Source organism: Spirillospora sp. NPDC052269, from assembly GCF_040679435.1.
Classification (GTDB): Bacteria; Actinomycetota; Actinomycetes; order Streptosporangiales; family Streptosporangiaceae; genus Spirillospora.
Genome location: NZ_JBFAUU010000009.1, coordinates 125,926 through 142,810 on the forward strand (window position 1 = coordinate 125,926; position 16,885 = coordinate 142,810).

Annotated in this window: 17 protein-coding genes; 7 read left to right on the top strand and 10 right to left on the bottom strand. The window is 69.5% G+C overall.

All coding sequences use genetic code 11. The features are described 5' to 3' along the window. Positions 1-341: 341 nt before the first annotated feature. A complete protein-coding gene (locus tag AB0L06_RS20615) occupies positions 342-1,127 on the bottom strand; it encodes a DUF2470 domain-containing protein (protein ID WP_500232647.1) in 786 nt (261 codons plus the stop codon). Positions 1,128-1,195: 68 nt separating this feature from the next. Here AB0L06_RS20615 and rpsD point away from each other — a divergent pair, with 68 nt between their 5' ends. From rpsD to AB0L06_RS20630, 3 genes are all read left to right on the top strand, one after another. Continuing rightward, a complete protein-coding gene (gene rpsD / locus AB0L06_RS20620; RefSeq protein WP_500232648.1) occupies positions 1,196-1,804 on the top strand; it encodes a 30S ribosomal protein S4 in 609 nt (202 codons plus the stop codon). A gap of 143 nt (positions 1,805-1,947) precedes the next feature. Further along, entirely contained in the window at positions 1,948-2,835 is an 888-nt protein-coding gene (locus AB0L06_RS20625; protein ID WP_500232649.1) for a TauD/TfdA dioxygenase family protein, read from the top strand. 198 nt (positions 2,836-3,033) lie between these two features. Beyond that, a complete protein-coding gene (locus AB0L06_RS20630) occupies positions 3,034-3,456 on the top strand; it encodes a hypothetical protein (RefSeq protein ID WP_500232650.1) in 423 nt (140 codons plus the stop codon). A 46-nt stretch (positions 3,457-3,502) separates the two neighbouring features. On the opposite strand, the gene AB0L06_RS20635 is transcribed toward AB0L06_RS20630, so the two are convergent. Together AB0L06_RS20635 and AB0L06_RS20640 are read right to left on the bottom strand one after the other, a co-directional pair. Next, the gene (locus AB0L06_RS20635; protein WP_500232651.1) at positions 3,503-4,525 is read right to left on the bottom strand and encodes a hypothetical protein; all 1,023 of its coding nucleotides are present in this window, start codon (positions 4,523-4,525) and stop codon (positions 3,503-3,505) included. 28 nt (positions 4,526-4,553) lie between these two features. Beyond that, positions 4,554-5,867, bottom strand: coding sequence for an MlaD family protein (locus AB0L06_RS20640; protein ID WP_500232652.1), 1,314 nt, complete (start codon positions 5,865-5,867; stop codon positions 4,554-4,556). A 95-nt stretch (positions 5,868-5,962) separates the two neighbouring features. Between AB0L06_RS20640 and AB0L06_RS20645 the strand changes: the two genes are divergently transcribed. Then, complete coding sequence (locus tag AB0L06_RS20645) at positions 5,963-7,189, top strand: RNA-guided endonuclease InsQ/TnpB family protein (RefSeq protein ID WP_500232653.1); 1,227 nt, start codon at positions 5,963-5,965, stop codon at positions 7,187-7,189. A gap of 35 nt (positions 7,190-7,224) precedes the next feature. On the opposite strand, the gene AB0L06_RS20650 is transcribed toward AB0L06_RS20645, so the two are convergent. The 7 genes from AB0L06_RS20650 to AB0L06_RS20680 are packed head-to-tail and all read right to left on the bottom strand — an operon-like array spanning position 7,225 to position 14,312. Next, complete coding sequence (locus tag AB0L06_RS20650) at positions 7,225-8,322, bottom strand: MlaD family protein (protein ID WP_500232654.1); 1,098 nt, start codon at positions 8,320-8,322, stop codon at positions 7,225-7,227. A 47-nt stretch (positions 8,323-8,369) separates the two neighbouring features. After that, complete coding sequence (locus AB0L06_RS20655; RefSeq protein ID WP_500232655.1) at positions 8,370-9,419, bottom strand: MCE family protein; 1,050 nt, start codon at positions 9,417-9,419, stop codon at positions 8,370-8,372. Next, positions 9,419-10,483, bottom strand: coding sequence for an MCE family protein (locus AB0L06_RS20660; RefSeq protein WP_500232656.1), 1,065 nt, complete (start codon positions 10,481-10,483; stop codon positions 9,419-9,421). Before AB0L06_RS20660 ends, AB0L06_RS20655 begins: the two co-directional genes overlap by 1 nt. Positions 10,484-10,486: 3 nt before the next feature. Next, a complete protein-coding gene (locus AB0L06_RS20665) occupies positions 10,487-11,569 on the bottom strand; it encodes an MCE family protein (protein WP_500232657.1) in 1,083 nt (360 codons plus the stop codon). After that, positions 11,566-12,657 carry an MlaD family protein gene (locus tag AB0L06_RS20670; RefSeq protein WP_500232658.1) on the bottom strand — a complete coding sequence of 364 codons (1,092 nt, stop codon included), beginning with the start codon at positions 12,655-12,657 and terminating at the stop codon, positions 11,566-11,568. Before AB0L06_RS20670 ends, AB0L06_RS20665 begins: the two co-directional genes overlap by 4 nt. Then, positions 12,654-13,508 (bottom strand): ABC transporter permease, encoded by an 855-nt coding sequence (locus tag AB0L06_RS20675; RefSeq protein WP_500232659.1) that lies wholly within the window; start codon positions 13,506-13,508, stop codon positions 12,654-12,656. Before AB0L06_RS20675 ends, AB0L06_RS20670 begins: the two co-directional genes overlap by 4 nt. Continuing rightward, complete coding sequence (locus AB0L06_RS20680) at positions 13,509-14,312, bottom strand: MlaE family ABC transporter permease (protein WP_500232660.1); 804 nt, start codon at positions 14,310-14,312, stop codon at positions 13,509-13,511. A 323-nt stretch (positions 14,313-14,635) separates the two neighbouring features. Between AB0L06_RS20680 and AB0L06_RS20685 the strand changes: the two genes are divergently transcribed. From AB0L06_RS20685 to AB0L06_RS20695, 3 genes are all read left to right on the top strand, one after another. Next, positions 14,636-15,172 carry a MarR family winged helix-turn-helix transcriptional regulator gene (locus tag AB0L06_RS20685; protein WP_500232661.1) on the top strand — a complete coding sequence of 179 codons (537 nt, stop codon included), beginning with the start codon at positions 14,636-14,638 and terminating at the stop codon, positions 15,170-15,172. A 102-nt stretch (positions 15,173-15,274) separates the two neighbouring features. Then, entirely contained in the window at positions 15,275-16,087 is an 813-nt protein-coding gene (locus AB0L06_RS20690; protein WP_500232662.1) for an aggregation-promoting factor C-terminal-like domain-containing protein, read from the top strand. Positions 16,088-16,099: 12 nt separating this feature from the next. Continuing rightward, positions 16,100-16,708, top strand: coding sequence for a TetR/AcrR family transcriptional regulator (locus AB0L06_RS20695; protein WP_500232663.1), 609 nt, complete (start codon positions 16,100-16,102; stop codon positions 16,706-16,708). The last annotated feature ends 177 nt before the right edge of the window (positions 16,709-16,885 follow it).

Sequence of the window (16,885 nt, forward strand, 5' to 3'; positions counted from 1 at the left end):
GCACCGGAGCCCCCGGGTCCCGGTGCGGGCGGCCCCGTCCCCATGCGGCCGCCGAACCCCACTAGTCGACGACCGCACGCCTGGTCGGTTTCGCCAGTCCGTACTGCCCGGCCGGAGCGCCCACCCACCTCGGGAGGAGAGGGTCCGTCCACCGGAACTCCCACCCCGCGAAGGAGCTCCGGTGACCGTGGCCCGTGCCCTGGTGGGCGGGGCGCTCTCGGCCGGTGAAAGAACTATCCCGCGTACCGGCCCCTACCTACATCCGGGATTCCACGGCCATCGACCCGTATACGTACGCAGCGGGACCACGTACCGAGTGCGGACCTCCGCCACGTAGGTGTTCACGAACCCTGAACGCACCCGGACGCGCCGGACTCGAACAGCCGCCTACACGCACCCCGCAGGCTGCGGAGATCCCGGACGGCACCGCCGAAGCCCACGCGAAGGTCACCGTCCGCCGCGCGCAGCCACAGTCCGTGCCGGTCGAGCGCCAGGGGACGGACCCGTCCGGGCTCAGCATCAGGGACGAGCCGGGCCAGCTCGGCGCGGTGCGCGGCGTCCAGATGCCCGAGCAGGGACGCCTCGACCGCGGCGAACGGATCGGGACGGGCGTCCCGGTACTCCTCGGGGCCGAGGTCGGCGGCGCCCCAGGCGTCGGTGATCTCGATCTCGGCGAGGTCCATGGTCAGGATCGTCCAGCCGGACGCGTCCGGATCGTCCGCGTCGGCGGCGAGATCAAGGAGTTCGGGGCGGGGGTGGAGGCGGGCGAGGCGGTCGGCGGCGGCGCGGCGCTCGCCTGCGGGGAGTTCGGAGACCCAGCCGTGCAGCCAGGCGCGTCCGCGCACCCGGTCGGCAAGCGGGACGGGCGCCACGTCGCTGATCCGGAGGGTCGCGGGCAGGTCGTCCGCGCCCGTGAGAGCCACCACAGTGGGCGACTTCCGGGGCATGAGGAGCAGCGGCGCGCCGTTGTCGTCAGTGACGTGCGCGGGCACCGGGTCGTAGGGGATGCCGGGGGCGACGAGCACCGCGCCCGCGATGCCGTAGGCAGCCGTCCGCGCCCGCTCGGCGGCCGTGGGCGTGTGTGCGCCGGTGATCGCCTCGTGGGCGTCCGTACTCACCTCGTGCATCGCGACCTCCTTGACTATGTAGGTTAGGCTTACCTAAGTAAGCATGTCCTAAGTCCGGAGGTCAATCCGTGAACAACACCGGGCCGAAGGTCCGTCTTTCCCGTGCGCTCGGCCTGCCGCTCACGCCGAAGGCCGTGAAGTACTTCGAGGCGCGTCCCTATCCGCCCGGCGTGCACGGGCGGGCTCGCAAGAACGAGTCCGACTACAAGATCCGGCTGCGCGAGAAGCAGCGGCTGCGCGCGCAGTACAACATCCGCGAGGCCCAGCTCCGCAACGCCTTCGCCAAGGCGTCCAAGGTCAAGGGCGCCAAGACCGGCGAGGCCCTGATCGTCGACCTGGAGCGCCGCCTGGACGCGATGGTGCTGCGCGCCGGCTTCGCCCGGACGATCTACCAGGCCCGGCAGTTCGTGGTGCACCGGCACGTCCTGGTCAACGGCAGGCGCGTGGACCGCCCGTCCTTCCAGGTGCGGCCCGGCGACGTGATCCAGATCGCCGAGCGCAGCCGCTCGATGGAGCCGTTCCAGGTCGCGGCGGCGGGCGCGCACGCCGAGCACGTCCCGCCCTACCTCGAGGTCGTCCACGACGCGCTGACCGCGCGGCTCTCGCGGCTGCCCGAGCGCGCCGAGGTGCCGATCACGTGCGACGAGCAGCTCGTCGTGGAGCACTACTCCCGCTGATCCTCCCGGGTCCGCCCCCGGTCACCCCTGGACAGGTGTCCGCCTCCATCGGTTAAAGTCAACCTAGCGATTGCTTGGCTTGGCTTCGCGAGCGCCGCCGCACCCCGGCCGCCGTCCGCACCCCCCGATGGAGGCACCAGGACATGATCGAGTTCCAGCCCATGACCGCGAACATCGGCGCCGAGGTCAGCGGCGTCGACATCGGCAAGCCCCTGGACGAGGAGCAGATCCAGACCCTGCGGGACGGCCTGCTGAAGCACATGGTGCTGTTCTTCCGCGAGCAGCACATCTCCGACGAGGAGCACGTCGCGTTCGCCAAGCAGTTCGGCACGGCGAACATGCCGCCGATGGACACCTCGGGCAGCGCCGTCCACATCCTGGACCAGACCGACCCCAAGGGCGAGGGCGGCGACCAGTGGCACAGCGACAACACCTTCATGAAGGTCCCGCCGATGGGGTCGCTGCTGCGCGCGGTCATGCTGCCCGAGGTCGGCGGCGACACGCTCTGGGCCAACATGTACATGGCCTACGACTCGCTCGCGCCCTGGCTCCAGCGCCTCTGCGACGAGCTGTACGCCGAGCACGACCTGACGATGTCGGTCAGCAAGGCCATCGACAAGGGCCACCGCATGGACCTGCGCGCCATGCAGGAGAAGAACCCGCCGTCCGTCCACCCGGTCGTCCGCATCCATCCGGAGACCGGGCGCAAGGCCCTGTACGTGAACCGGTCGTCGGTGACGCGGCTGATCGGGCTGTCCCGGCGTGAGAACGAGGCGCTGCTGCCGCTGCTGTTCGACGCCGTCCGGGACCCGCAGTTCCAGGTCCGGCTGAAGTGGCGGGTCGGCACGCTGTCGTTCTGGGACAACCGTCCCACCCAGCACTACGCGGTCGCCGACTACACCCAGCGCCGCAAGATGCACCGCGTCACGATCAACTGCCCCGAGGCGATCGACGACGGCGTCCCGAAGGGCCCGGACGGCGTCACCGGCGCGGACGCCCCCGCCGAGAAGGCCGCCGCCCGCTACCTCTGACCGTCCGGCCTACCTGGTCGTCCGCCCCGCCCGTCGTCCGTCCGCCCTGCGTCCACCCCTCAGGGCGGACGGCCGGCGGCCTCGCGCCCTGACCGGCCCGCCTGACCCGCACGGATTCCGGACGGACGAGTTGATCAGCGTGCGCGGGGCTACCTAGGCTCGTGCTCCCGTAGTCCCGCCAACCCTCTCGGGAGCACCATGCGCGCCTGGGGTCCCCCCACCGCCCTCGCTCTGGCCGCCGCCGCCACGGTCGGCCTCCTCTCCCCCGTCCCCGCCTCCGCCTCGGCGGCCACCGTGAAGGTCAGCCGGTACAGCGTTCCGTACGGCAGGTCGTCGGTGAAGGGCACCGTGTCCTGGTACGCCGACCGCGCGGTGTTCACGACCACGGAGGTCGCCGCGCAGGGCTGCCACGTGTTCGCGTACGTCGCCGGCGGACGCTCGAAGGAGCGGACCGTCCGGCAGATCTTCTGCGACACGACCAGGAAGCGGACCGTCACGCTGAAGGTGACCGCGCCGAACGTCGCGCTGGTCTCGCTGTACAGCTTCGACCTGAGCGGGATCAGCTCGTCCTGCTATCCCGTGCGCCAGGTCTGCGACCGGCCCGTCCTCGTCAAGCCGTAGCCGGGGACGGATGGCGGGCCCGGTTCGCGCCGGGCCCGCCGCCACGTCAGTTGGTCGGCTTCGCCGACGGGGTCGAGGACGGCTTGCCGGTGCCGGTCTGACCGTTCGGGCTGACCGGGATCTGGCCCGAGCTCGAGCAGTCGTTGCTCTGCTGGTTCACGCCGGACGGGAACTGCTGCGTCACCTTCCACGCGCCGCCGCTCTTCGCCAGCGACAGACGGATCAGGCTCCACGGGGCGGACGTCGAGCCCTGGTTGCTCTTCAGGGTGATGTCGGTCGCGATCGTGGCCGTCGCGAACTTCCCGTTCACGTCGCCGACGTACACCTTGCTCGTCCGGGACGAGAACGACAGGGACGAGTTGGACTTGAAGCTGTCGCTCAGGTTCGGCACGGTGCAGCGCTTGTAGAGGTCGAGCAGGTCGCCCGCAAGGAGCTTCTGCACCTTCTCCATCTGCCCCTGGTAGTTGGACGAGTTGTAGGTGAGCACCGCGTCCCCGTAGGCGGCCGCGGCCTTCTCCACGTCGTCCCGCGCGTGCTGGTCGCCCGACAGCTTCGACGCGCTCGTCCACTGCCAGATTCCCAGGCTGGCCAGCAGCGCGACCACGACCACCGTCACGATCGCGGCGTTGCGGCTCATCGAGAACCCACCGGAACCGGCGGCCGAGTCGAGGTCGATCGGGCCGCCGTCCGAGGACCCCTTCTGCGCGAGGACCTTGGGCTCGTCGGCCTCGTCTTCCCCCTCGTCCTCGACGATGGTGGGCTTGGGCTTCGGCTTGGCCTGCGTCGCGACGGGCTTCTTCGGCTTCGGCTCGGGCTCGGGTTCGGGCTCCTCTTCGAGGAGCTCGCCCTTCTCGATGGCCTCCAGCACCTCGTCCAGGTCGTCCTCGTCCTCGATGACCTCGATGACGCGGACGCGCCGCTTCCGCTTCGCCGCGGTCTTCGGCCGGGCCTCCTCCCGGGCCTCCTCGGCCTCGTGGTCGTCCTCGGCGACCACCTCCGCGGTCCCAGACTCCACCCCCTCGTCGGCGGTCTCGTCCTTGCCGGCGTTCCGGGTGGTCTTCGCAGTCACTTGGAGCACTCCTCGCGGGACTATGGACTCACTTCCTGCGGCGGCGGCGTGGCCGGGGCAGGCGGGACAGGCGGGACATCACGGGCACCGAGCCCATCATCACCCTGATCAACACCATCAGGGCGACAACCGGGGGGACGTACATTAGCCAAGCGGGCGGCCCGGAAGAAGGGCTTCCGCCATGGCCCGCGACGTTCTTGGCGTTGATGTCCGTCGGGCGGTCGAGCGCCGGATCGTGCGCCGGGAGCGTGTCTCCGGTGCTCTTGCCCTGATAGGGCTTCTGCGGGACGGCGCCGGGCACGCGTCCGCCGGGGCAGGTCGGCGGGGTCGTCACCTGCGGCTGCGGCAGCGGGTACTTGTACTCGAGCGCGGCCTGGGTCTTGAGCGTGAACATGAACGCCACGTTCAGCACGGTCTGGCCCTGGTTCTCGCCGATGATGCCGTTCAGCACCTTCTGCAGCGCGGGAGCCTTCTGGAAGATCTGCCCGAGGTGGGTGAGGACCGCCGGGTCGTAGCGCTTGAGGTGCAGCGTCCCGAGATTGTCGACCATGCAGTCGAAGTCGTCGCCACTCTTGTCGAGCAGGGTGTTGACCGAGTCGAGCAGGCCGGGGCCGCGGTCGCGCAGTTCGGCCAGGTCGCCGCGCACCTGGCTGAGCGCGCCGGTCAGGGACGCGAGGTTGTCGACGCCCTCGCCGAGCGCGTTCCGGTTCTGGTTCAGGACGGTCGAGATTCGGCTGAGGTCGTTGACCAGGCCGTCCAGCATCTGGGTGTTCTGCGCGAACGTCCCGGCGAGCTGGTCGCCGCCCTGGACGATCTGGCGCAGCGAGTCCTGCCGTCCGGACCAGCCCGCGGCCAGCTCGTGCGTGATGATCTTGGCGTCCTCGGGCTTGATCGCCTTGAGGGTCTGGAGGACAGCGGCGAACAGGTCGCTGTACTTCGGCGGGACGCTGGTCTTCTCCTTCGGGATGACCGTGCCCGGACGCATCGGCGGCGCGTGCCCCATGCCGGGCGCGGGCGTCAGCTCGACCACCGGCTCGCCGACGGCCGACTTGCGCGCGGCGGCGGCCGTCGCGCCCTGCGGGATCTTCACGCCCCGGTCGATGCCAAGCCGCACGACGACCCGGTCCTTGACGAGCTTCACCTGCTGGATGTGCCCGACGCGCAGCCCGAGGTAGTCGACCTCGAAGTTGGGGTGCAGGCCGGGCGACGACTCGAACTCCACGGTCAGGTGGTACGGCCGGTCGATCGCGTCGAACCGGACGACGTTGGTGAACGCCCACACCGTCATGACCACCGCGAGGGCGCCGAACACCCCGAGGTTGATCGCGATTCGCCTGTTCATCTGGTCTCCTCGCGAGCCCTGTACGGGGGCCTCGCAGCGACGGCGGTTCGAGGCCGCGCGGTTCTGTCACACCCGACCGCTACATTCTGCGATTGATGAGTCGCTACCGGTTGTTCCCAACGTCTGAGCAGGAGAGTGTGCTGCTCGGACACTGCGCGCATGCCCGGTTCGTCTGGAACCTGGCCGTCGAGCAGCACGCCTGGTGGCGCCGGGGGCGCCGTTCGGCACCGGCGTACGTGGAGCAGGCACGGCAGCTCACCGAAGCTCGACAGGAATTCACCTGGCTGCGTTCGGGCTCGCAGACCGTCCAGCAACAGGCACTGCGCGACTTCTCCGAGGCGATGGCCCGCTGTTTCGCCGGAACTCACCGCCGTCCCACCTGGCGCGTTAAGGGACGTCACGAGGGATTCCGGCAGGTCGGGGTCAAACCCCACCAGGTTCGCCGGGTGTCTCACCGCTGGGCACAGGTATGGGTCCCCAAGGCGGGTTGGGTCCGCTTCCGCCTGTCGCGCCCGGTTCCATCCGGGGTGAAGTCCTATCGTGTCACCCAGGACCGGTCCGGTCGCTGGCATGTGGCCTTCGCCGCCATCCCGCCACCGGTTCCCGCTCCAGACAACGGACGTACTGTCGGTGTTGATCGAGGCATCGCCGTGTCGGCAGCCCTTTCCAACGGCGAGTTGCTGCATGTTCCAAGCCCGTCCCCCGGAAGGCTTCGGCGAGCTCGTTTGCTCCAGCGTCGTCTGGCCCGAGCCCGCAAGGGTTCCCGCCGGCGGGTGAGACTGAAGGCCGCGCTGGCACGGCTGCGTGCCCGCGAGGCCGATGCCCGGAAGGACTGGGCGGAGAAGACCAGCACGGATCTTGCCCGCCGCTTCGATCTGATCGCTGTCGAGGATCTCAAGATCGGGAGGATGACCAGATCGGCGCGTGGCACCGAGGATCGGCCAGGGCGTGGCGTCTCCGCGAAGGCGGGCCTGAACCGGAAGATCCTCGCCAACGCCTGGGGCTTGCTCGTGCGCAGGCTGGAAGACAAGGCCCCCGGACGGGTCGTCCGGGTGGATCCGGCGTTCACCTCGCAGCGCTGCTCGGCCTGCGGGATCACGGACCGGACGGCGCGCGAGAGCCAAGCCGCCTTCCGGTGCCGCTCCTGTGGATACACCGACAACGCGGATGTCAATGCCGCACGCAACATCGCCCACTCCGCACGACACGTGTGTGCGGAGTTCGGGACGGCCGCCGGATGGGCGGTCGCTGCGCGGGAAGGGCCACGGGATACCGGGCCGACGCACCGCGAACCCCGGCTCCACCATCGCCGAGCGGTGTGAGAGCTGAAATCTCCTGTGATTGAGCGGAGAGGACATCAACGCGGCGGCTCCAGGAGGGAGTCGAGGTTGGGGAACGCGTCTCGGACCTTGGACGGGAGGGCGCCGGCGCTCTTGGTGCTCTTCTTCTTGCCGGGGGCGCCGCCGAGGCCGGGGAAGACGGGGGTGCCGTCCGGCCAGACGGGACGGAGGACCGGGTACATCATCAGGTTGCCGTCGTAGCTGGCCAGGGGCAGTTTCTGCTCGAAGGAGACCAGGCCGTCGACGAGGCTGGTGAGCCGGGTCCGCTCGCTGCCGAGCTCGGCGATGATCGGGTCGACGTCGTTCAGCAGGCGGCGGAAGGTGGCGACGCGTCCGGAGAGGACCTTGTCGTTGAGTTCGGCGGCGGCGTAGCTGAGCCGGTCGATCGTCTTGAGGATCTTGTCCTTGTCCTTGTTGAGCAGGTCGGTGGTCTTGGCGATCTCGCCGGGGGCGCGGTTCAGGGCGTCCTTGCCGGCGGCGAGGGAGTGGCCGAGGCGGGCGAACTCGTCGATGGACTGGCCGAGTTCGGCGCGCTGGTCGGCGAACAGCTTCACCAGGTCCGAGGTCTGCTTGACGGTCTTGTTGAGCTTGTGGCCCTGGCCGTCCAGGGCGGTGGCGCCCGCGTTGACGATGGTCGAGATGTCGTTGCCCGCCAGGGACTTCAGCAGCGGGCCGGCCTGGCCGACGACCTGCTCGAACGCGGGCTGGACGGTCGCGTCGTCGATGCGGGCGCCGTTGGCGAGGTAGGGGCCCTGGTCCATGCTGCCGCCGGGCGGAAGGATCATGTCGACGTAGTTCTCGCCGAGCAGCGAGGTCACCTTGATCTCGGCCCTGGTGCCCTGCGGGAGCCGGTACCTGTCCATGATCGCCATGGTGACCTTGGCCTTGTAGCCGTCCCGCTTGACCGAGAGCACGGTGCCGATCTTCACGTCCGACATCTGGACGCTGTGCCCGGCGACCAGGCCCTGCGCGTCGTCGAAGTCCGCGGTCAGGTGCACCTTGCCCTTGGGCGCGCCGAACGTCTGGAACGAGCAGCCGGTCAGCGCCAGGGTCAGCGTGAGCAGCAGGGCCGCGAGCGTCCGTCCGCGCAGCGGTCCCTTCGCCCGTCCGGGCATCGGTCCGCTCGTCCGTCCGGGTAGCGGTCCGCTCGTCCGTCCGCGCATCAGTGGCCTCCGGTGAGGTTTCCCGAGCCCGGCCACGGGCAGTTGGAGTTCGGCTTGGGGAGCGGGCAGCCGACGTTGTCGTCGCGCAGGATCGACCTCAGCCACGTCCGCAGGAAGGCGTCGGTCGCGACCCGGATCTGCAGCGACTTGTTCTTCGGGTTGTAGCCGTTGATGAGCGCGCCGCTCAGGACCGGGAGGGCCTTGATGAGCTGGGCGAGGCGGGCGGAGTTCCCCTTGAGGATCAGCGCGACGCGGGTGAGGACGGCCAGGTCGTCCGGCAGTTGCCCCTTGTACTTGTCGAGCAGCTTCTGGCCGTTGCGGGAGAGGTCGACGAGGCCGTGGACGAGGTCCTGGATCTCGCCGCGTTCCCCGGCGAGGACGCGGCTGGCGGTGCTGAAGTCCTGGATCATCTCGCCGAGGACCTGCTCGCGGCCCCGGACGACCCCGGCGAGCCGGTGCAGGTTGCTCGCGACGGCGATGAGGTTCTTGTCCTGGCCCGCGACGTTCTGGACGAGCCGGGCGCTCTCCTCGAGCGTCGCGTTGAACGTCTTGCCGTTGCCGTTGAAGGAGTTCGCGGTCTGGTCGAGGGCGGGCTGGACCTTGGTCGGGTCGAGCGCCTTGGCGAGGTTGGTGAAGGAGCTCAGCGCGTCGTCCACCTCGACGGGAACGCTCGTCCGCTCGATCGGGATGGTGTCGGAGGTCTCCTTGGCGTCGCCCGGCTTCCACGCGGGGTGCAGGACGAGGTTCCGCTCCCCGACGAGGTTCAGCGGGACGATCGACGCCTGGACGCCCTTCGGGAGCGGGACGTCCCGGGAGATGTGGAAGCGGACCTTGATGCGGTCGCCGTCGGTCTGGACGGAGTCGACCGATCCGACGTCCGCGCCCATGACCTTGACCTTGGACTCCTTGTAGAAGGAGCGGGCCTTCGGCAGGTAGACGGTCATCTCGCGGTTCCCGCCGCCTCCGACCGGGGAGAGCGAGCAGCCGCCGAGGACGGTCACCAGGGCCAGGCCCATACCGACCAGTGCGCGTTTGCGGCGAGTGGCCATCAGTTGCCTCCCCCTTGCGCGCCGGTCTGGTCGGCGGTCTTCCCGCCGGGTGGGTTGATCGGGGTGGAGATCGGGCCGTTCGGCTGGAGCGGGCCGAGCCCGGACAGCACGCCCTCGATCCAGTTGCCGTTCCCGCGCACGTTGGACACGCCCTCGAAGGTCGGGCCGAGCAGGGAGAGGTCGGTGTTCAGGACGTCCATGTTGGGCGCGAGCCGGGTCGTCAGCAGGTGCAGGTTGTCGAGGAGGGTGTCGAGCTGCCGCTGGTTGCGGGAGATCGTGTTCGACAGCGTCCGGACGGTCCGGCTCCCCTGCCCGATCGTCGACGCGAGCTGGTCGCGGCGTTCGACCAGGACGCGCAGCAGGACCCGGCTGTTGTCGATGATCTCCCTGAGCTGCCCCTCCTTCGCGGCGAGCATCGCGGTGATCGTCTTGGACCCCTGGAGCAGCTTCTCGACCTCGGGGTAGGAGTCGTTCAGCGCCCGCGACAGCGACTGGACGTTGCGGAGCATCTCGTTCAGCTTCGCCGCGTTCGGGGACTTGATCTTCGACATCTCGGTCAGCAGCTTGCCGATGGACCTCTCGTCCAGCTTCCCGATGATGTTGTTGGCGCCCTGCAGCGCGTCCGGGACGGTGAAGGGGACCTGGGTGCGGTCGAGCGGGATGCGCCGCCGCGACGCGGGCAGGCTCGCCATGTAGGGGTGCGCGACCGGGCCGCTCAGCCGGATGTAGCGTCCGCCGAGCAGGGTGGTCGTCTCGATCGCGGCGTGGGTGTCGGGGCCGAGGTCGATGCCCTTGTTGACATGCCAGGACACGATGACCGTGCCGGTGCCGAAGCTCGGGCGGACGCCCGTGACGCGGCCCGCCTTGACGCCCGCGACCTTGACGTCCTGGCCCGTCTTGACGCCGGCGGTGTCGGAGAACACGCCGCTCATCGAGTAACCCTGGTCGAACAGGTGGAGTTGCCCGACGGCGAACGCGAACACGCAGCCCGCGCCGATCACGGCGAGGGTGCCGACGGCGACGAGCTTCTGGTTGACGTCGCGCAGCGAGGGGAACAGCGGCATGCGTCACCGCCCCCCGTTGAGGATCGACTTGAGCTTGGCGATGTCCTGCTGGGACGGCCCGTCGTTCCCCGGCTCGTTCGGCAGCCGCATCGGGAACGGGCACGGGCCCTCGACGAGATTCAGGCACATGACGTCCGTGCGGAGGAAGTGGCCGCCGTTGCTGGTGGCGAAGAGCTGCCGGAGCGGGAGTGGCAGCCTCTGCACCATCCTCTCCAGCTGGTCCACGTTGATCCGGAACGTGTCGCTGAACTTGCCGAGGTTGTCGATGATCCGGGCGAGCTGCGCGTCGTTGCCGCCGAGCACCGCGTTGAGGTTGGTGGTCACGCCGGACACCTGGACGACGGCGTTCTCCAGCACCTTCTTGTTGTCGGCGAACACCTTGGCGAGGTCGCGCAGGTTGTCGACGCTCTGCGCGATCTGCTTGTCCCGGACGGCCACGGCGTCGGTGACGGCCGAGTAGTCCTTGATCATCTGCTGGATGGTCTGCTTGCGGGAGCCGAACGTCTGGAGCAGGCCGTCCAGGTTGGTGATCATGGTGTTGATCGCGGTCTCGTTGCCGTCCAGGGCCTGGGAGAGCGCGAACAGGATCCGGTTCAGCTGGTTCGGGTCCAGGTTGTTGACCAGCGGCTGGACCGCGTTGACGATCTCGCCGAGGTCGACGACCGAGCGGGTGTGCGGGACGCGCGCGCCGCTCTGCAGCATCGTCCGGCTCTGCCCGGGTTCGAGGTAGACGACGCGCTGCCCGAGGACGTTGCGCCAGCGGATCGCGGCGGTCGAGTCGTCGGGGAGCTTGACGTCCTTGTCGACGGCCATCCCGACGACGGCCCGGCCCTGCTTGACCTTGATGCTCTTGACCTGGCCGACCGGGGTGCCCGCGACCTTCACCTGGTCGCCGGTGAGCAGGCCGGTGACGTCGTCGAACTCGGCGGTCAGCCGGTACCGGTCGTTGAAGCTGGCGCCGAGGATCTGCTGCCCGATGAAGAACGTCATCATCCCGGTGACGACGACGAACACCAGGAACTTGGCGGTGGTCGCGTAGTCCGGGCCGCGGGCGGCCTTCCGGCGGAGCGTTATGCGGGGGCTCACTTGCGCGTCACCCGCTTCAGCCCGTCGTTCGGCTGGTCCACGTTGGCCTTCTGGTCGAACACCGTGGTCTTGGGCGCCACGGGGCAGACGTCGATGAAGACCTTGCAGAGGTCGAGCGGCAGCGGGCCGACGACGTTGGCGATCATCGTGCCCTTCGGGCCCGGGACCTTGATGACCTTCACGAGCAGGGTGAAGAAGCCGTTCAGGTCGTCCAGCAGCACCGGGATGTTCTTCTGCTGGCCGTGCACGACGTGCGCCGCGTCGCCCGCGCCGTCGATGATGTTCCCGATGTTCCCGCCGTGGTCGCGGAGCGAGTCCCCGACGCGTCCGGTGAGCTCGCTCGCGCCGTCCAGGATCTGGTTGACCTTGTCCGGACGGTCGTAGATGACGGGCGAGATCCGGTTGACGTCGCCGACGATCTGGTCGATCGTCCCGCCGCGCGAGGCGAGCGTGGGCGCGAGCCCGGAGACGTTGTCCATGATGGTCTTGAGCTGGGCCTTGTCCTGGTCGGTCGCGTCGATGACCTTCGCGCCGTTCGAGAGCAGGCGGTGGAGGGCGGGGCCCTGGCCGTCCAGCCCGGCGGAGAAGGTGTGCAGGATGGTGGCCAGTTCGTCCGGGTTGATGGCCTTGGTGAGGTTGTAGGCGGGCCACGCGGTGTCGGACAGCTCGACCGGGTCCTTGCCCTGCCCGAGGTCGGCGTTGTTCTTCAGGAACGGGCCGGAGGTCTCGTTCCTGCCCAGGTCGAGGATCAGGTCTTTGGGGCCGAAGACCGAGACCGGCTCGATGCGCGCGCTCGTCCCTTGGGCCAGCTTCACGCCCTTGTCGACGCGCATCCGGACGGTCACCCGGCCGTCCCGGTCGAGTTTCACCTTCTGGACGGTCCCGACCGTGATCCCGCGGATCTTCACGTCCGACTTGCCGGGATCCAGGCCCTGGCCCGCGCGGTGGAACTCGGCGGTGAAGTAGGTCGAGCCGCCGTTGGACGGGGTCGCGCCCAGCACGAGCGCCGCGACGGAGACCGCGAGCGCGCCGGCACCCGCGGCGCCGAACAGGGTCCGGGTCCTCCCGGAGAGGGTCTCGTCGCTCATCCGGTCAGCCTCACCGTGCCGCCGTGACCCCAGAAGATGTAGCTGAGCAGGAGGTTCATCAGGATCATGAGGATCGTGGACTCCCGGATCGCGCGTCCGGCCGCGACGCCCACGCCCACCGGTCCGCCCGCCGCGTAGTACCCGCGGTAGCAGTGGACGAACATCACGATGAACGCGAAGATCGCCACCTTGATCACGCTGTAGAGCACGTCGATCGGCGGCAGGTACAGGTGGAAGTAGTAGTCGTAGATGCCGGGCGAGAGACCGTAGACGGAGACGGAGATGAACCTCGTGGCCCAGAAGGCCATGAACAGTGAGACCAGGTAGAGCGGCACCAGGGCGATGACTCCGGCCGCCACGCGCGTGCACACGAGGTAGACCAGCGAGTTGATGCCCATGACCTCCAGCGCGTCGATCTCCTCGGAGATCCGCATCGCGCCGATCTCGGCGGTGAAGCTCGTCCCGACCTGCGCGACCAGCGCCACCCCGGCGATGATCGGGGTCACCTCGCGGACGTTGGAGTAGGACGCGACCAGGCCGGTGAACGCCTCCGCGCCGATGCGTTCCAGCCCGGGATAGCCCTGCTGGCCAACGATCGCGCCGGTGGCGAGCGACATCGTCGCGATCACGAAGATCATGCCGCCGCCGATGACCAGCGCGCCGACGCCGACGGTGATGTCGCTGACCTGTTTGGCGAGCGTCCGGCCGTACTTGCGTTTGAGGATGATGTCGAACAGCAGCCCGTACAGGACGCGGCCGAGGAAGACCGGCAGGTTGAACGAGCCGGCCAGGCCGGCCGTCCGGCCGCGCACCGCGCGGCCGATCCGCCGGACCGGGGAGATGGCGACCATTCAGAACCTCGGGGGGAAAAGGACCTGGTAGATCGTGGTGAGGACGTAGTTCGAGGCGAACACCACGATCGAGGTGACCACGACCGCCCGGTTCACCGCCCGTCCCACACCGACGGGGCCGTAGTCGCAGTTCATGCCCATGTAGCAGGCGACCGCGGCGGCGATGAACCCGAACACCCATGCCTTGACCAGGGTGATCACCAGGTCCGGGAACTGGAGGAGCGTCGCGGCGCCGTCGAAGAACGCGCCGGGGCTGACTCCCTGCTGGATGACGTTGAAGTAGTAGCCGCCCAGCGTCCCGGCGATGATGACCACCGAGGCGAGCAGGACCGACACCGTGCTGGCCGCCCACAGCCTGGGGGTGACCAGGCGGTGGATCGGGTTGATGCCCATGACCTCCATGGCCGCGAGTTCGTCGCGGATGTTGCGGGCGCCCATGTCGGAGGTGATGGCCGAGCCGCCGACGCCCGACACCAGCAGCGCGGCGGCGAGCGGCGCGACCTGCTGGACCATCGCGGCGATGAGCAGCGCCCCGGTCGCGGACGCGGCGCCGAGCTGCCGGGCGATGTCCCCGACCTGCAGCGAGATCGTCGCGCCGAGCGGGATCGCGATGAGCATGACGGGGATGGAGGTGACCCGGGCGAGGAACCAGCACTGCTCGATGAACTCGCCCCACCACTGGCGCACGTCCCAGGTGCGGCGGAGGCCTTCGAGGAACGTGACGCACAGCAGGCCGGTCTCGTCCAGCGCGCGGGAGGCGCGGCGGCGGGCGAGATCCGGCACGGCGGTGAGGCTCAGGGCCATCTCGCCCCCGGGGGGCCGGGGCGACGGAGCATTCGTGCCTCCTGGGGTGTTCGGGCGGCGGGGGGCCGTCCGATGGAGCAAGCACAGGGTGGTCCGGTCGAGCTGGGCGATTCGGTCGAGCTGGGTGATTCGGTTGAACTGGGTGGAGCGGGTCGAGCCGGGTGAAGCGGGTCGAGCGGTCGAACAAGGCGCTTTCGAGCACACGGGTGGCAGCAGCATCACATGGACACACCGGCACCGCCTGTGATCTGGAGCACTCTATGGGAGAAAGGTCTAAGAAGCGAGTACTTACTTGGGGGGTCGTCCAGAGTTAGGATCTGCTGGTGCACCACGACCTCGACGACTCCGCGGGCCGGTCGGCCGACCTTCCGGCAGACCCGCTGGTGGCCGGGATCCACGACCGATGGGACGGCCAGGGACTGCCCGGCCAGCCGTGGCCGTTCATGGCCATCTGCTCGGTCGGCCGCCTCTACCAGCTGATCAAGAAGGCGCTGGACGGCGAGCTGGAGAAGTGCGGGCTGAGCCGCACCGGGTTCTTCCTCCTGACCACGCTGGCGCTGACGACCGAGGGACGGGCCCGGCTCAGCACCCTCGGCCGGTTCCTGATGCTGCATCCGACCTCGGTGAAGCTGACCGTCGACCAGCTGGAGGCGGACGGTCTGGTGTCCCGCTCCCGGCATCCCCGCGACCGGCGGGCCACGCTCGTCGTCATCACCCCGTCCGGACGCGACCTGGCGGGCCGGGTGAACGTCGCGCTCGAGGATCCGGACGGCCCGCTCGGGCACCTCGCCGGGCTGCACCGGCCGCTGTTCGAGTCGCTCCAGCCCGCCCGGCTGGCGGCGGGCGACCAGGAGATCTGACCGGTCGCGGAGGGCTCCTCCGAGGTGTGAGTGTGACGACACCGGGCGCCGTACCAGGGGATTGACGGACAACACGCTCCGAGCTTGCGGCAAGGTATGGGCATGGAACCGACCCGAACGAGCCCCCCGCCGTCGTCGCCGCGGCCCCCGCGCCGCGGCAAGCGACGCTCGTCCGGACGCTCCTCCAAGCGCTCCGCCGAACGCTCGGACGAGTATCCGGCGGAATTCCTGGACGAGAACCCGTGGGAGCGTCCGCCCGGCAAGGTGCGCAAGACCTGGCGGGTCCTCACCCACAACGTCACGATCACGTTGGTCGCCATCGTCGCCGCGCTCGGCGCGATGGTGTGGGTCGTCCCGAAGTGGATGGGGCCGGGCGAGCCGCCGAAGGCCGCCGACGGCGGCTTGTCCTCGACGAACGACATGCTCGCCAAGCTCTCCTCGTCCAGCATGGACCCGGTCGCGGCCGGGGTCATCGCGCAGGCGAAGAAGAACGCCTACGAGGAGCAGCAGCGCCGCCTGAAGGCACTCAAGGAGAAGGCCAAGCGGGACGCCAAGGCGCGCGAGCAGCTCAAGTTCCAGCAGGAGCGCGAGCGGCTCGCCAAGTCCAACCCCAGCGCCAAGCAGAACAAGGCGTGGGGCAAGAGGATGAGCGCCATGAAGGGCTGGGGCCGCTGCTGGGACTCGCTCGAGACCCTGTGGGACCACGAGTCCAGCTGGGACCAGCACGCCACCAACCCGTCCAGCGGCGCGTACGGGATCCCGCAGGCGCTGCCCGCGGACAAGCTCGCCGACGCGGGCCCGGACTGGAAGGAGAGCTCCCCCACGCAGATCGCCTGGGGTCTCGCCTACATCAAGGCTCGGTATCACGACCCCTGTGGAGCCTGGTCGTGGTGGTCGGCCCACCACTGGTACTGAGACCATCGGGCCATGCAGAACGGTGGGGCGCCGGTGTCCCGGCAGTGGGCGCGCGCGGACGCCACCAGGCGCGCGCTGCTGGACGCCGCGCAGGAGGTGTTCGCCGACCGCGGCTACGCCGACGCGGGCATCGCCGAGATCGTCGAGACGTCCGGGATCAGCGTCGGAAGCCTGTACCACCACTACGGCGGCAAGGCCGGGCTGTACCTGGCACTGTGGGAGGAACTGTCCGGCGAGCAGGAGTCCCGGGCCGCCGAGGCCGTCGCGGAGGCTCGCTCGTCCGGGGAGGACGACCCGATCGCGCAGTTCGTCGCGGGCGCGCGCGCCTATCTGGAGACGTGCTGGGAGCGACGGTCGGCGGCGCGGTTGTTCCACGCCGGTGAGGGGCCGTCCGGGTTCTCGCTGATGCGGCGGAGCCGGGCGCAGCGCTGGATCGAGCGCAACACGCGGCTGCTGCTCCGCCGCGAGGACGGCGGCGACCGGGCGACGTCCGTGCTCAGCATGGTGCTGACGACGGTCATCGGGGAGGCCGGCCGGGAGATCGCGCTGGCGGACTCGGCGTCCGACGCGTCCGAGATCATCGACGAGGTCCTCCGCATCCTGATCCGCCTCGCGGACTGATCGCGGACCCTGTCGCGAACGACTCGCGAACTGATCGCGGACCCTGTCGCGGACGGCTCACGAACGGCTCGTGGACTGATCGCAGGGCGTCTACCTGCGGCGACGCGGGCGACGGCCGCCGGGGTGGCCGGAACCCGCCGAAACCCTTGCGGGCAGGGGCCTGCGGAAGATCGGGGA